14 protein-coding genes are annotated in these 15,414 nt (G+C 25.2%); 4 read left to right on the forward strand and 10 right to left on the reverse strand.

Annotated features, from left to right (window positions below):
• Positions 1-256: 256 nt before the first annotated feature.
• The 3 genes from F3G70_RS08500 to F3G70_RS08510 form a co-directional block, all read right to left on the reverse strand.
• Complete coding sequence (locus F3G70_RS08500) at positions 257-1,120, reverse strand: LicD family protein (RefSeq protein WP_149732280.1); 864 nt, start codon at positions 1,118-1,120, stop codon at positions 257-259.
• 181 nt (positions 1,121-1,301) lie between these two features.
• Entirely contained in the window at positions 1,302-2,357 is a 1,056-nt protein-coding gene (locus tag F3G70_RS08505) for an acyltransferase family protein (protein ID WP_149732281.1), read from the reverse strand.
• Between the two features lie 113 nt (positions 2,358-2,470).
• The gene (locus F3G70_RS08510) at positions 2,471-3,427 is read right to left on the reverse strand and encodes a capsular polysaccharide synthesis protein (RefSeq protein WP_223166048.1); all 957 of its coding nucleotides are present in this window, start codon (positions 3,425-3,427) and stop codon (positions 2,471-2,473) included.
• 541 nt (positions 3,428-3,968) lie between these two features.
• Here F3G70_RS08510 and F3G70_RS08515 point away from each other — a divergent pair.
• Positions 3,969-4,868 carry an FkbM family methyltransferase gene (locus tag F3G70_RS08515; RefSeq protein WP_188118125.1) on the forward strand — a complete coding sequence of 300 codons (900 nt, stop codon included), beginning with the start codon at positions 3,969-3,971 and terminating at the stop codon, positions 4,866-4,868.
• 164 nt (positions 4,869-5,032) lie between these two features.
• Here the strand turns inward: F3G70_RS08515 and F3G70_RS08520 are convergent, their stop codons facing one another.
• The 7 genes from F3G70_RS08520 to F3G70_RS08550 all read right to left on the reverse strand — a co-directional run bounded on the left by F3G70_RS08520 (position 5,033) and on the right by F3G70_RS08550 (position 12,197).
• Complete coding sequence (locus F3G70_RS08520; RefSeq protein WP_262492220.1) at positions 5,033-6,433, reverse strand: flippase; 1,401 nt, start codon at positions 6,431-6,433, stop codon at positions 5,033-5,035.
• A 139-nt stretch (positions 6,434-6,572) separates the two neighbouring features.
• Complete coding sequence (locus tag F3G70_RS08525) at positions 6,573-7,595, reverse strand: glycosyltransferase family 2 protein (RefSeq protein WP_149732284.1); 1,023 nt, start codon at positions 7,593-7,595, stop codon at positions 6,573-6,575.
• 9 nt (positions 7,596-7,604) lie between these two features.
• Positions 7,605-8,606 (reverse strand): glycosyltransferase, encoded by a 1,002-nt coding sequence (locus F3G70_RS08530; RefSeq protein WP_149732285.1) that lies wholly within the window; start codon positions 8,604-8,606, stop codon positions 7,605-7,607.
• A gap of 4 nt (positions 8,607-8,610) precedes the next feature.
• A complete protein-coding gene (locus F3G70_RS08535; RefSeq protein WP_149732286.1) occupies positions 8,611-9,288 on the reverse strand; it encodes a ribulose-phosphate 3-epimerase in 678 nt (225 codons plus the stop codon).
• Positions 9,281-10,312, reverse strand: coding sequence for a galactitol-1-phosphate 5-dehydrogenase (locus F3G70_RS08540; RefSeq protein WP_149732287.1), 1,032 nt, complete (start codon positions 10,310-10,312; stop codon positions 9,281-9,283). Before F3G70_RS08540 ends, F3G70_RS08535 begins: the two co-directional genes overlap by 8 nt.
• Complete coding sequence (locus F3G70_RS08545) at positions 10,309-11,025, reverse strand: IspD/TarI family cytidylyltransferase (protein WP_149732288.1); 717 nt, start codon at positions 11,023-11,025, stop codon at positions 10,309-10,311. The genes F3G70_RS08540 and F3G70_RS08545 overlap by 4 nt, the downstream gene beginning before the upstream one ends.
• A gap of 80 nt (positions 11,026-11,105) precedes the next feature.
• Positions 11,106-12,197: a CDP-glycerol glycerophosphotransferase family protein gene (locus F3G70_RS08550; protein ID WP_149732289.1), complete on the reverse strand. Its 1,092-nt coding sequence runs from the start codon at positions 12,195-12,197 to the stop codon at positions 11,106-11,108.
• Between the two features lie 187 nt (positions 12,198-12,384).
• Here F3G70_RS08550 and F3G70_RS08555 point away from each other — a divergent pair, with 187 nt between their 5' ends.
• The 3 genes from F3G70_RS08555 (at position 12,385) to F3G70_RS08565 (ending at position 15,414) form a co-directional block, all read left to right on the forward strand.
• Positions 12,385-13,092 (forward strand): class I SAM-dependent methyltransferase, encoded by a 708-nt coding sequence (locus F3G70_RS08555; RefSeq protein WP_149732290.1) that lies wholly within the window; start codon positions 12,385-12,387, stop codon positions 13,090-13,092.
• 15 nt (positions 13,093-13,107) lie between these two features.
• A complete protein-coding gene (locus F3G70_RS08560; protein ID WP_149732291.1) occupies positions 13,108-14,931 on the forward strand; it encodes an aminotransferase class I/II-fold pyridoxal phosphate-dependent enzyme in 1,824 nt (607 codons plus the stop codon).
• Positions 14,932-15,087: 156 nt separating this feature from the next.
• The gene (locus F3G70_RS08565) at positions 15,088-15,414 is read left to right on the forward strand and encodes a hypothetical protein (RefSeq protein WP_149732292.1); all 327 of its coding nucleotides are present in this window, start codon (positions 15,088-15,090) and stop codon (positions 15,412-15,414) included.

Genomic DNA, 15,414 nt, shown 5'->3' on the forward strand with positions numbered 1-15,414 from the left:
AATTAACGTTTTTTAACTATTCTGAAAAGAATGGAGAATCTTAAAATTATTGTTAATAAAAAAGATTCTCCAATTCATAATATACTTTCATTTAATAAAAATTTTTGATTAAACACCCTAACAGTTTTACATAATAGATTCTGATTATAATGTATGGTAGCAAATAGTTTAAAATACATTAACACGAACAGGCAAAATAAAAAATTAGATTTTAAATCATATAAGGCAGTTCTTAATATAAATAAACTTTGTTTATCTAGTATTCTCCAAAATCAATTATTTTCCAGTTATGATTAAATCTTTCAGAAATAGGTGGGATTTCCATATAATTACCATAAAAAACTTTTAAAACTTCATCATATCCAACAGGAATATTTGCACATGTGTCTTCAAATTTAACTTTTAAAGCCTGATTAAAGCAAGATTTATGGAAATCTCTTTCTATCCAAACTCCTTCCCCCGGACTACAAAGCATTTCACATTTTCCCTGATATTTTTTTATTAATTTAGTAAATATTTTTAAAGCAATGTTTGGAATATTAAAATGTCCAAATAAAAATTTTATTCTGTGTCCTATAAATTCATTGGTTTTGGAAGTGTATACATCACATTCAACAGAATGAGTAAGGAATATTAAGAATTTTACAAAATAAACTGTTTTTATAAATAAAAATCTTTCAATCTTCTTTTCTGGAATTTCATCTAATACATTAATATCGATATATATTCCAAAATCATATAGAGTACATTCTTGTTCTTGTTGTTTTAATTTGGTATTTTTTAAACAGAGTAATGTTTTTGGAGTATAATTGTCATCATCAATTTTAAATCGTTTTTTCAAGTTTGATATATAATATTTTCCGTTTTCTTTATCTAAAATTTTTAATAATTTCTCATAATCCTCTCTAAGCATAGCTACATCAATTTCATCATCCCATGGGATAAATCCTCCATGACGTACTGCACCAATAGTTGTTCCCGCATGGAGAAAATACTGTATATCATTTTCATCACAAATTTCAATAAAATCTTTAAATATATCCATTATTACAGTTTGCAAGTGTTTTAATGTATCTGGGTCATAATCTTTATAGTTAGTGTTATTTTCATTCATGGACATTAAAAAAACACCTTATAATTTTAATTTAGGTAAATTTTTTCACATATGTATTATAAAGTTTAGAGCATTATTTTATTTAAAAGTTATTGTTAAATATTGTTTTTTATTTTTTAGGTTCTTTTAAAAATTATTTATGGATTCGGAAAAACTATTTTTTTTTATTTTAATTGATATTATGTGTTTAACCCCGTATTTTATCTAATATTGGTTTTTCAATTAAAAACCAACTTATCGTTGCAAAGATAATTGTTAAAATCATGCAAATGAATGAATATATCAGTAAATTGTGTGGAATTGAGTGTGTATTCCAAAAACATGCAACTACAACTTGAATTGGCCAAGCATATATGTAAATTCCGTAAGAAATATCATTTTCCTGTATCCATCGTGGTGACTTTAATTTTACTGAAATAAATAATAGTATATATATCATAGGAATTGCGCAGATTTCCATAGCAATAAAATAAGGCATAAATCTCATTATTATAAAACAAAAAATTAGCATTATACTTAATATCTTCCATGAAGTTTGTAGATTCTCACTTATTAGATAAACTGTTGATCCTCCTAGAAATATTGATAAGAAATAGATAGCATAAGTATATAAATGCTTATTAAAATAATTATCATTGTATTTTCCATTAATAGCAAAATCTAATATGGATAATATTGTTAATAGGATATATAATCCAAATATAATTTTAACATAATTTTTTTTTAAAATTTTTAACTTATTTAAAAGCAATATTATAATTGCAATTACAATGTAACATCCAAATTCATATTTTAATGTCCATGCAGAACCGTTCCATGTAGTTGCAGGAGTATTTATTAATGTTGTTCCTAAATTCTGAAAACCAAATGGAAGGGAGTATATGAAAAATTTAATTAAGTCTGAATCTTTAAGAAAAGAAATTATATCAAAAGTTCCACTATTATTTATTGAAAATGTTAGGGGAGCAAATAAAATCATTGTCATAATTATTGAACACAAAAATGCAGGATAAATTCTAGCAAAACGCTTTTTAAAGTAAGATTTAACATCATTTTTTATTGCAGATGAAATAATTAAATAACCAGAAATAACAAAGAAACAAGGAACTGCTAATCTTAGGATATATGCATAATTATTTGTTTCAAATCCCAAAAAAAAATAAGAATGATAAATCAGAACAAAAGACGCTAAAATTAATCTTATTAAATTCAATGAATTATTTCTATTTTTTAATCTCAACATAATTGTCACTTTTGATATTTCAGAGAAAGTATTAATTTAAAACTAATAAATTTATCCCAGATACTTATTTAATTAATTTATTTTTCTTATTTTAAAAAATTATCATATAGTACTTATTCATTTAATAAAACTTTTTTATAATATGTATCATTTTTATTTGTTTTTTCATCATCAAATTTATATGTTAATTTGTGGAAACAAACACTATTCTGAAGTGAATCCCAAATTGAATGGTCATATATTTCAAATAACTTACTCTGTAATATATGTGGTGTTGAATTGTCCACGGGAACAATTTTGTTCCAAGTTTCAGGATAAAACTCCAAGACGATAGTCATAAAATGATGTAAAATAAAATAATCAATTTGATAATCATTTTTTTCCCAATATTTATAAAGAAGATATCTGGTTGCTAGCAATACCTTGTTATTACTTTTAGCACTAATCAACCAACTTGAGTTAAATGTTGATCGAGCATATTTATTTAAAGTTAAATGTTGATAAAAAAATAAATTTGAATTATTTATATAATCTGGAATGTTTGAACTTGAACAAAATACAGTAGCATCTAACCATAATCCCCCATATTTTATTAATAATTCTAATCGAAGTAAATCAGAGATATGGGTATTTGATATGATTCCTTTTTTCCATTTTTCTATTATGAACTGTGGAAATGTAATATAGTCAAACATGTTTTCTTCTGTAATTAGAATTACTTCTTTATCTTTTAAGTTATCTTTTGCAGAAGTATAACAAATTTTAACAATTTCGGGTGCATTTTCAATCCCTTGAAACCAACAAAACCACACTTTATTGGATTTTTCATGAAAAACATTTTCATCGTAGTTTTCATCGAATTCAATTAAATTTGCATAATACTTATTTTTTAATTGTCTTTTAATTTTGTATTCAACACATAATCCCATTATTTCGTATGATTTCTGATTTTTACCTAATAATATTGTTTCAACAGCCATAGTAGTTATGGTGTGGTTTTTAATATGGTGTTTTATTAGATTTAAATAATGTATTGACATTTGTTTTAAAGAATTTTCCATTTTAATCATTTCCTATAATATTAATATAGCTAATTATTACACATAGATGATTAATTATAGTATAAATCAAATATTTCAATATTATTTATTTTCATTAGTTTTCCAGTATTTTAACTTTATTTATATGTTAAAAAGTATAAAAATTAAACTCTAAATTGTATTATATCAAATAAACAATATATATTTTAGGATTAATTATATATCTGATGAATATAATTTATAGTAATATTCTTTGGTATTATATTTAATTGTTAATTGTTTTTTACAAAGTTTGTGGGAATAATTCCTGTAAAATAATGCATAGAATAACTAAAGAATAAAAAAATTATTATGGTCTTATAATGGGATTATATATGACTTGATTCAGAATCATTTTTTTGGGTTGTTTTGATTACGCACAACAGTAAGAATCTATTTCTTCATTGTTTTGTCCATTGACATTTTAAAGATTATTCAAAAAAATATTTTTTCATTGAATTCTTAAACTTTAAGTTGGTGGAATATTAGTAAATTTTATTAAGTAATATGTTAAATATCTTTATGTATGTTAATGAAACTTAAATATCTTTTTGATTATTTTAAATATTTAGAAAATCCGTTTGAAGCTCTAAAATTTAAATTTGGGGTTTCTGAAAATTACACCATTAAAGTTAAAAATATTGATTCAACAGTTACTTTAAATAATGTAAAAGTACTTAATCATTTAATGGCTAATTTACCAAAGATAAAACCAGATAAAATTCCTAATTTTTTAATTTATATTAAAAATAGAGATAATGATGATAAATATTTGGAGATTGGGGATATTAAATTTATTAATATATATAATTCTGATTTTATTAAAAATCATGGGGATGAATTTTATAGTCATTTAATAGAATTTTTCACTGATGATGTTTTTGAAATATTAGATTATAAAGGTAGGCATGTTGTTGACATTGGAGGTAATATTGGAGACACTCCTTTATTTTTTGCTAAAGCAGGTGCAGACGTTATTAGCTTTGAACCAATTAAACATTTATATGACTTAGCTGTTGAAAATGTTGAACTAAATGGAGATGTTAAAAACAAAATTATATTAGTTAATAAAGCAATTGGTGGGAAAAGAGGCATACTTCATTTTGATGATTCCTCAATTATTGAGTATGTGGGAAATGATCAGAATCATGTCATGGAAGTGATAACTATATCTGATTTATTAGAACAATTTGATTTTACACCAGATATTTTAAAAATGGATTGTGAAGGTTGTGAATTTGAAATTATATTAAACAGTGATTTATCCATGTTTAATGATATAATTTTTGAACATCATCAAAGAATTGTTGATAAAGATTATAATCTTCTTGTAAATGAACTCAAAAAACAAGGTTTTGAAATACAACTCTTCGAATTAGAAGGAAGTGATTGTAAATTTGAAGAACAAGGTATGATATATGCCCACAAATAGTATTTTTCTTATTCTTTATTTTTTGTTATATAATTTTTATTATTATATGGATATTTCAAAAATTTATTTATATGTACCTTAATCGTGAATTGGAGGGCAAAACACATATACTTACCCAGGAATGTGGAAAATATTAGAGAAGTTTCTCTCTTTAAATATTTAAATTAATTTTTACCTAAAATTTCTTTTATTACATATTTATCATCCTTATCAAATAGTTTTAATAAGTAAAGAGTTGCAAAGTAAATAATTATTCCAACTGGTAGGGCTAGCCACATATTTAAGTTTAATAAGTGGAGTGCAATTGCTAGTATTGTTGAACCTATTATTATTTTTCCAATATCATAATATAATTTTTTATTTGGCTTTTGACCGGATTTATATATTACATAGAATTGAATAATTAAGATTAATAAATCACTTAATACTGTTGTAATTGCTGCACCGGTATATGTTAAATATGGAATCATGATGAGATTTAAAGTAAAATTAAATGCCGCTGCAATAAGATAAATTTTTGTAACGCTTACTTCTTTGTGTGATGCATTTAATAGACTATTACAAGGACCATTAATAAATAACAAACACACCGTCCAGATTAAAATAGATAATGGTGCAGAAGCAGCATCGTATTTATGACCATAAATTAATCGTATAATGTCCAATGAGTAGAGCACGGTTCCAACAGCTATTGGGACCATTATAAGTGTTAGATATTTGATAGATTTCTCAAAACTAACAATGAGTAACTTTTCATTATTTTTATAAAGTCTACTCATTACAGGGAAAATAACTGATCCATAAACTGAGTAAAATAATGTTAAAACTGAGATTAACTTATAAGTTGCATTATAAACTCCAGTTTCATAATTTCCAACAAGATGCGTTAACATTATCATATCAATGGAGTAATAAATTGAAAATAAAAGTCCAGTTACTGCGAAAGGGATGGATACTTTAGTAATTTTTTTACAAAAATTTTTATTTATTTCATATTTTGGTTTGGTAATATGTTTTACTAAAACATAATATGAATAGATGCATGTAATAACATTAGCCAGAAGATAAGCGAATGTAATTCCATAAATTCCCAAATCACTGAATATAGCAATGAGTATAAAAATTAATTGTAATAGATTTAATATTGTATTTCGAATTCCTTGATATTTTCCTTCTTCAAATGCTTGAAAACAACCGATTATTAATTCATTTAATGATAAAACAATTCTTTGAATTAAAAAAAGCAATGTTACACATATAGTTACTTCATCTGATTTCATTAAGATTAAAATAACTAGTGTTAAAAAGATTGTTCCAATACTAAAAATACCCTTTAATGGAATAGCATTGCCAACATATTTAGGAGCGGAAGAATGATCTGTTGAAATGTGCCGAACAATATGGGTACTAATCCCCCAATCCATTGTAAAACTTATTATTCCAGTTAATGAAATAGCAAAGCCTAAAATACCATATTCACTAACACTCATGTATCTGGCTATTAAAACAGTCCAAATAAATCCACAAATACATGCAATAATTTGTGAAACCAGTATCCAACTCATATTTTTAAATATTGTTTGCACTTGACTCATAAAATCATTTTATTATATTTATTTTATAAATATTTTTTTTTAAATTCACAGTTTATTTAAAACTTAATTAATATAAGTATGAATATTATGATAATTACATATAAAATTATTAATTAGTATTTCGTTTAATTTTTCTAATGAATGTTATTTTCCTAATTGTATTCAATGTTTTTAAACTTATAATTGCATATTTAAATTTTTTATCCAATATAAATTGATTAATAATATTCGCCCATTTTTCATCTAATTTAATTTTGAAATCAATTTCTATTTCAAACTCATGAATTTTTTTTAAGAGATCTATAAATTCTTTATTAGTTACATTAAGATAAGAACATTGAACTAATAGATAAACAATATTGTCTTTAAAAATGTCATTTGCTAAATGAAGTTTATTTTCATTTTTTAATATATTTATTATAATGTAATTTGCAGATAACATTTCTTCAACATATCCTATTGAACTAACATGAGATAATGAATCTGATTTAATATTCCAATAATATCCAAAATAGTTTTTTAAATAGATTAATTTTTTTGATTTTAAAAAGTATTGTATCATGAAAATAAAATCATCTGCTGATGTGTTTTCTTTGAATTTAAGTTCATTTTCTATTATAATTTGTTTTTTGTAGATTTTATTCCATACAGAAATATTGTTAAAAAGTAAAATGTCATCATTTTCAATGATTATATGGTCATTATTTTCAATTCCGTTAACATAATCAATATTGCTTTTTATCTCACTTAATGAATCTACAATGACTCTGTCACAGCATACTACATCAGCTTTTTCATTAATCATGGTTTCATATAATTTTTTACACATATCAACATCAATTTCATCATCATTATCCATAAACATTATATAATCGGCGGTTGCTTTTTCTAAACCAATATTTCTACCGAAACCTGGGAAACCATGATTTATTTCAGAATAATATGGGATAATATTATCGTATTTTTCAGCATACTGTTCAATAATTTTTTTAGATTCATCTTTTGAGTTATCATCAACTAAAATCAATTCAATATTATTAAATCCTATACTTTGATTAATTACTGAGTTAATTGTGTTATCTAAAAATTCCTCTGCATTGTAAATTGGAATAATTAATGAAATTAAATACATAAAACACCTCTATAATGATTTTCGATATAATGTTAATATAGGGCTATTTCTCAACATATTCAAAAAATTCATATAATAACTTGCGATTGTAAATTGTTTTTTCATTATTAATTTATTTAATATTTTTAACCATGTTTGCTCCATATTCAACTCAACATTTAAACTTTTTTCAAATTCATAAAATTTCTTTAAATATTTCTTTTTATCCCCATTATAATTCAATAAGCGCAAAAAGAATGGGACTGACCTTTTTGAAAATAAATGATACAAAATATCCGGCCGATTTTTACTTTCAATAACTTCTTTTGTTTTTATAAAAGAACATAATGCAGATTCAATGTTTTTTTCATTTGACTTCATGGAATGTGAAGTTTCTTCATTAGTATGATATTTATATCCATGATAATTATTTAAGTAAATCATTTTTTTAGCATTTAAAAATTCAGTAATTGAAAATAATATGTCTTCACCGGATGGGAGCTCTTCAAAATATAAATTATTGTTTTTTAAAAATTGATGGTTATGAATCACATTACATACAGAGACTTTATCACAAGGAAGATCTTTACTGCAGTCTAGTTCAAGTTCTTCAATATTTTTATCATAATGATAATCTAATCTTGAGAAGTTTGTACCTATCATTTGATGATTACATTTAACTAATTCAACATTTTTTTCTTCAATTTTATTAAATAATGTTTCACACATATCTTCTGCATATTCATCGTCAGGGTCTAAAAACATTATGTATTTGCCCGATGCTTTTTTAAGACCAGTATTTCTAGGTCTTGCAGCACCTCCTGAATTAACATCATGGTAGATTGCAATAAAATTGAAATATTTGTCTGCATATTCTTTAATAATATTTTTTGAATTATCTGTAGAACAATCATCAACCATTATTACCTCAATATCATCTAAATCCATAGTTTGATTCAATATTGAATTTAAAGCTCTTCTAAGATAGTTATCTACATTAAATATAGGGATTATTATTGAAATTTCATACATTAAATTACTTCCACCCAATAACTTTCCGTTTTTCAATAATTATTTCTTTAATTGGTTTTTCTGAATTCATAAATAAACTTGAAGTTCCAGAGACGAAAATTGTTGATCCTTGAGCATACAATTTTTCTGCATGTTCTATAGATACGTTACCATCAGATTCAATTTCTAAATCTAGATTAATTTCATTCAAATATTTTCTCAAATCACCCACTTTTTCTATTGTTTCTGGAATTAATTTTTTTCCAGCGAAACCTGGGGGGGTGTGCATAACTAAAATACCATCTATTTGTGGGAAATATTCATCTAATTCATGAAAATTAGTTTTAGGATTAATTGCAATAAATTTACGTGCACCAAGTCTTGTTAAATAATCAATGCACTCTTGAATTTTATCATTATTTTCAAAGTGAAATGATACTTGGTCTCCTTCACGTATGTCGAACCAACTCATTTTTTCTAATGGATTATTTACTAAAAAATGGTAATCAAAAGGGATTTCTGTAATTCTTCTCAAGCTTTTTACATAATCTGTTCCTAAAGCAAAGTTTGGAACAAATTGACCATCCATAATATCAATATGTAAATATTCCAAGTTCACTTCTTTAAATTCTGTTAAAAAGTAAAATAATTTGTCTAATCCAGCACACATCATTGATGCTGAAAGTTTTCCTTTTTTATTCATTTTTAAACATAACCTTTAATTTTTTTTCATTAGCATCTCTTAAATAATCAAATGCTTCAGCATATTCATTCATAGAGAACTCTTTACTTATCAAGGATTCAAATGAGATATTTCCTCTAACCATCAAATCTAAAATTTCTTTCCAATCATTAACACTAGTATTATAACTTGAATTCCAAATTCCTTTTAAAATAATTTGTTTTCTTAAAATTTTCCAATATATTTGTTTGTCTAAATAAACATCATCTTTTGGGTTTCCAACTAAAATAACAGTTCCAAAATTGCCTGTTAATCCAATTGATTGATTTATTGATTCATTGTTTCCAACAACTTCAAATACTTTATCAAAGTTTTTATCTTCAAGTTCATTTGTTAATAATGTATTTAATCCTAATTCTTTTGAAAATTCTAAACTTTTAGATGATCTTCCAATTACAGTAACAGTAGCTCCTTTACCTTGTGCAACTAATGCTATCATCATTCCAATTGTTCCAGTTCCACTGATAGCTATTTTTTCTCCTTTTTTAATGTTCCCTATGTTTACGGAGTGTATTGCAACTGCTCCAGGTTCGCAAAGTGCAGCAATTTTATAGTCAAGTGAATCATCAAATAAAACCAAGTTCCATTTTGGAACAAGCAAATATTCTGAATATCCTCCATCACATCTGGACCCAAAATAATTGTAATCAGAGCATTGTGCATATTGTCCTTCTTTACAAGCATCACATTCAAAACAAGGCATTAACGGAAATATTGCAGTCTTTTTACCTAACAAATCTTCATCTTCATCGTTCACTGCTACAATCTGACCAGACATTTCGTGACCAGGAATAGTTGGAAAATGATAAGTTCCATTTACAAATACCCTTTCAATGTCACTAGAACATATTCCACAATATTTAATTTTAACTAAAACATTATCTTTTTCAAGTTTATATGTTTCTTTTTTCTCAAACCTCAAATCTCCAATTCCGTATAAATTTAATACATCCATAGTTTTTGGAATCTCTTCAATTGTTTTCATAATCCACCTTTCTTTAGTATTATGTGTTCAGCAAGTTCTAAATCCGCATCAGTTGTTATTTTAAAGTTTATAGTATCTCCTTCAATCATTTTAATTGGATAATTATTTAAAGTACAAACCTGTGATGTTCCAGTAATAATTTCTTTTTGTTCTTCAGTTAATTTATTCTCAAGTTCAATAAATGTTTTTAGATTAAAGCTATCTGGGGATTGGCCATTAAATAACGTTTTTCTAATTGGAATTCTATCAACATAATCTCCATCTGTTGATAATAATATTGTATCATTAACAGGTACTGATGTTACAGTTGCACCATATTCTTTTGCCCCTTCAATATTATCTAAAATAATTTTTTCAGTAACAAATGGTCTTACACTGTCATGAATTACAATAATATCATTATCATAAATTTCATTTAACTCAATAAGTTTAATAACATTGTGAATTGAATCGATTCTTTCATTTCCTCCTTTTACAAGAGTAATTTTAGATATAACATCTTTATTAAAATATTTTTCAAGTAATGAATTCACATAATCTTTGTAACAATCATCTATGGCGATATAAATATAATCAAAGCAATTAATTTCCACAAAAGTTTTTAATGTATAGATTATTATGGGTGTTCCTTCGATTTCATAATATTGTTTTGGAACTTTGATACTCTTCATTCTGCTCCCAGTACCGCCCGCTAATATTACTGCATAATTCATATAAACATCTTCTAATTATATTTTAGTTTTACTAAAATTAGTTATATATTAATATTAATTATATTTACTTAAAAATGTTATTATTCCAAATACCCCATAATTAAATTTACAACTTTTTCAGTGGAATGACCATCACAAGATTCCATGTATTTATCTTTAAATTCTTTGTAATTCACTTCGTTTTCTAAATTATTCAATGTGTCTAAAAGTTCATTAAATGTTTTGCAGTAATGTCCTGGAAGGTCTTCTGGAAATTTAAGATATATTCCTGTTTTTGATATGTATTCTTCAGAATCAGTACAATAAAATATAATTGGTTTGTCTAAAAGTAAATAATCAAAAAATGCTGAGGAATAATCTGTTATAAATACATCTGCTCCCACCATTAATGAGAGGTAAGAAACATCGCCCAGATCTATTATTCGTTCATAATTTTTAGGTACAAATTCAATTTTATCATGTATCTGTAACGGATGTCTTTTAACTAAGAAAACAGAATGGGTTTCGGTTAAATACTGGTTTAATTGCTCCCAATCGATTCCATAATCAAAGTCTAATAACTCCATATGTTCATATCTTCTATAAGTTGGTAAATACAATATTATATTTTTATTTTCTAGTTCTGGAAATTTCTCTAAGAATTCATGTTTTAATTCGGTTTTGTTATTTATAAGTAAATCGGACAATGGATAACCTAATGGTTTAATACGATTTGGTGAAAGTTTAAAACAATTTTCAAAATGGTCTGAAACGTGAGGAGAACTAATAATAAATGCATCATACTGGGCATGAGTATATTCTTCAATAATTGGATGATTAGGTAACGCTAATGCAACTTTTTTAAATGCTCCTGGCCCATGCCATAATTGGACTAATTTTTGATTATTTTTTAATGGAATATATGCAAAATAACGATAATTATCATCCAGAACAATTACTTTGCTTGTCATTATAAAAAAAGATATATGAAAAATGTCTCTAAGAGTGTGGGGCATAGGTTTTATTATAACTTTTTTATCACAAGTTAAAGCATCATATACTAATTGATCGTTTTCCATTAATGTTGCATTTCTAGGACTTCCTAAAAATAAAACTCTTCTCTTTACAGGTAAAATTGAGCTAATTATTTTAAATATTGAATTAATTATTTTTAGTGAAAAAGGTTTACTCATAGTATCAATTTAGATTTTGTATTTTATATTATTTAATAATTATAATTTTTATGGTGTGAGTTAAATTTTTTAATTGAACAAAAAGATATATAGTAAATTAATAAAATATATTTATTAAACTACATAATGGAGAATATAAAGTAATAAGTTAGTTTTATTTATTATAATTAAAGTAGGAGACTTTGAAATGGCACGATTATATGGTGACAATGAAGATATTAACTCAGAAAAAGTAAAAGATTTTTTCAACGAAAGAGCTAATAAAAAAGTGGATAGTGATTTATCTATTGTTTTATTCCAAGATAAAGAAAATTCTGAAAGAAGAAACAGTGAAGAAAATGCATTGTTTTTAGAAAATATTGATTGTTCTGATAAAAAGGTTCTTGAAATCGGTTGTGGAATTGGCAGATGGGCCGAATTTTTTAAAGATAAATGCCAATGTTACTTAGGTTTGGATTATTCTGAAAATCTTGTTGGCATTGCTAAAAATTCTCATAATTTTGATAACTGTAATTTTCAGGTAATGTCTGCTTTTGATATTAAAATTGATGAATTGCTTGTTGAACCACCTTTTGATGTTATTTTAATTAGTCAAGTTTTAATGTATATCAATGATGATAATTTGAAAGTTTTGATAAATGAGATTAATACTGTAATTTCAGATGATACTCAATTATTTATAACTGAACCAATTTCATGTATGGATTCAAGATTAACCCTTAAAGACTTTTATTCTGATGAGTTAGAAGCAGATTATAATGCAATTTATAGGACAGAAAATGAATATCGAGAATTTTTCCAAAAGTTAAATTGCAATGAAATTAACTCTTTTGATATATTTATGGAATTGAATGAACGATCTGAAACTCAATATATGTCATTTGTCATTAAATAAACATGGGATGATTGAATGGACGCTATTATATTGGCTGCGGGAATGGGTAAACGTTTAAAAGGCCTAACAAAGGATAAAACAAAATGTATGATTACTGTAAATGATGTCACATTAATCGAAAGAATGCTTACTCAGCTGGATAATTTAAATCTTGAAAAAATTGTTTTAGTTGTAGGATATCATGCTGATAAATTAAAGGAGTTTATTTCTACTTTAGATATCAAAACAAAAATAGATTATGTTTCAAATGAAATTTTTGACAAAACGAATAACATCTATTCTCTATTTTTGGCAAAGGATTATTTGGAAAAATCAGACTGTTTGATATTGGAATCCGATTTGATTTTTGATGATGGAATTCTTGAAGATTTAGTTGGTGATGAAAGGCCTAATTTAGCTGTTGTGGCCAAATTTGAAAGCTGGATGGACGGAACTGTAGTTACAATTGATGATGAAGATAATATTGTAAATTTCTTGTCAAAAAATCAGTTTTCATTTGAAGAGATTACGGAGTATTATAAAACAGTAAACATTTACAAATTCTCAAAAGATTTTTCCAAAAATTTCTATATTCCATTTTTAGAAGCATATACTAAAGCTTTGGGATTAAATGAATACTATGAACAAGTTTTAAAAGTAATAGCTAATTTTAAAGAGTCTAATATTAAAGTTAAAAAATTGGATGATGAAAAATGGTATGAAATTGATGATATTCAGGATTTAAATATTGCAGAAAGCATTTTTGCAGATTATGATGAGAAATTAGAAAAATATTCATTAAGATATGGTGGATATTGGAGATATCCACACATGATTGATTATTGTTATCTTGTAAACCCTTATTATCCACCAAAATTTTTAATAGAGGAGTTAAAATCCAATTTTGAAGATTTACTTGTAAATTATCCTTCAGGCATGGATATTAATTCATTGCTTGTAGCCAAGTATTTCGGTTTGGATGTTGAGAATATATGTGTGGGTAATGGTGCATCAGAAATTATCAAATCATTAATTGAACATGTTTTGGGTGAAGATTCTAAATTAGGTGTTATAATACCTACTTTTGAAGAATATCCCAATAGGATGAATCCAAAAAATATCATAGCCTTTGATTCTTCTGTCAATGATTATAAATATGGTTCCGAAGACATTATTGATTTCTTTGATGATAAAGATATTTCCATGTTGGTGTTAATCAATCCAGATAATCCTTCGGGTAATTATATTTTTAAAGAAGATGTCTTTAAATTAATTGAATGGTCAGATGAAAAAGGTATTTTATTGGTAGTTGATGAATCTTTCATTGACTTTGCTGATGCAGAAGAGGATGCCACATTTTTAAATCAAGCAATTTTAGATGAAAACCCTAATTTTATTGTTGTTAAAAGTATATCTAAGTCATTCGGAGTTCCAGGATTAAGATTGGGAATTTTAGCATCTTCAAATTTAGAATTAATTGATTATATTAAGAAAGATTTATCTATTTGGAATATTAATTCTTTTGCAGAATATTATCTTCAGATATTTGAAAAATATAAATCAGATTATGAAATTGGTTTGGAAAAATTTAAAAATGCTAGAAATAAGTATGTTGATGATTTAAAAGCTATTTCTAATTTAAAAATCTATCCTTCACAAGCCAATTATATAATGTGCGAAGTTTTATGTGATATTAGTAGTTATGAACTAACAAATATCTTATTGAACGATTATAATTTATTTATAAAAGATTTATCAGATAAAAAAGGTTTTAATGGTGAATCATTCATTAGAATAGCTGTTCGTGATGAAGAAGATAATTTATTGTTAGTTAATGCATTAAAAGAGATTTTGAATTAAATAATTTCAATAAATTATTTAATTTTTAATATTTTAGATTTTTAAGATTTTAATTGAGTTCAATGAAATAAATCTCTTTGAAACTGCATTGTTTGTAAGTGAAAACTTGGTAAAAATGGCCAATGAATATGCAGACGAATTAATTGTTGACATAAGATGCTAAACCCTGAAAACGCTAAAAATGTCTTGGGCGGAAACATTATCCAGTTCCTCTCCAATCTGGATTTTCTGGATTTAAGCAAGGTCACTTTCAGAATTCTGGTTAATAAATACAGTCTTGCAGATACTAAAGAAATCAGTGATTTAATAAAACAATATTCCCCCAAAAAAATTGAAATTTTTAAACTTCACAATCTGGCTAAAAGAAAGTATGAACTTTTAGAAAAGGATTTCTACTCTGAAAGGGTCACGGATTCCCAAATCAGCGATTTTAAAAATCAGTTACAAAAAATCTTTGAAAATGTGGAAATCATTGAATTTTAA

The organism is Methanobrevibacter millerae, assembly GCF_900103415.1.
Classification (GTDB): domain Archaea; phylum Methanobacteriota; class Methanobacteria; order Methanobacteriales; family Methanobacteriaceae; genus Methanocatella; species Methanocatella millerae.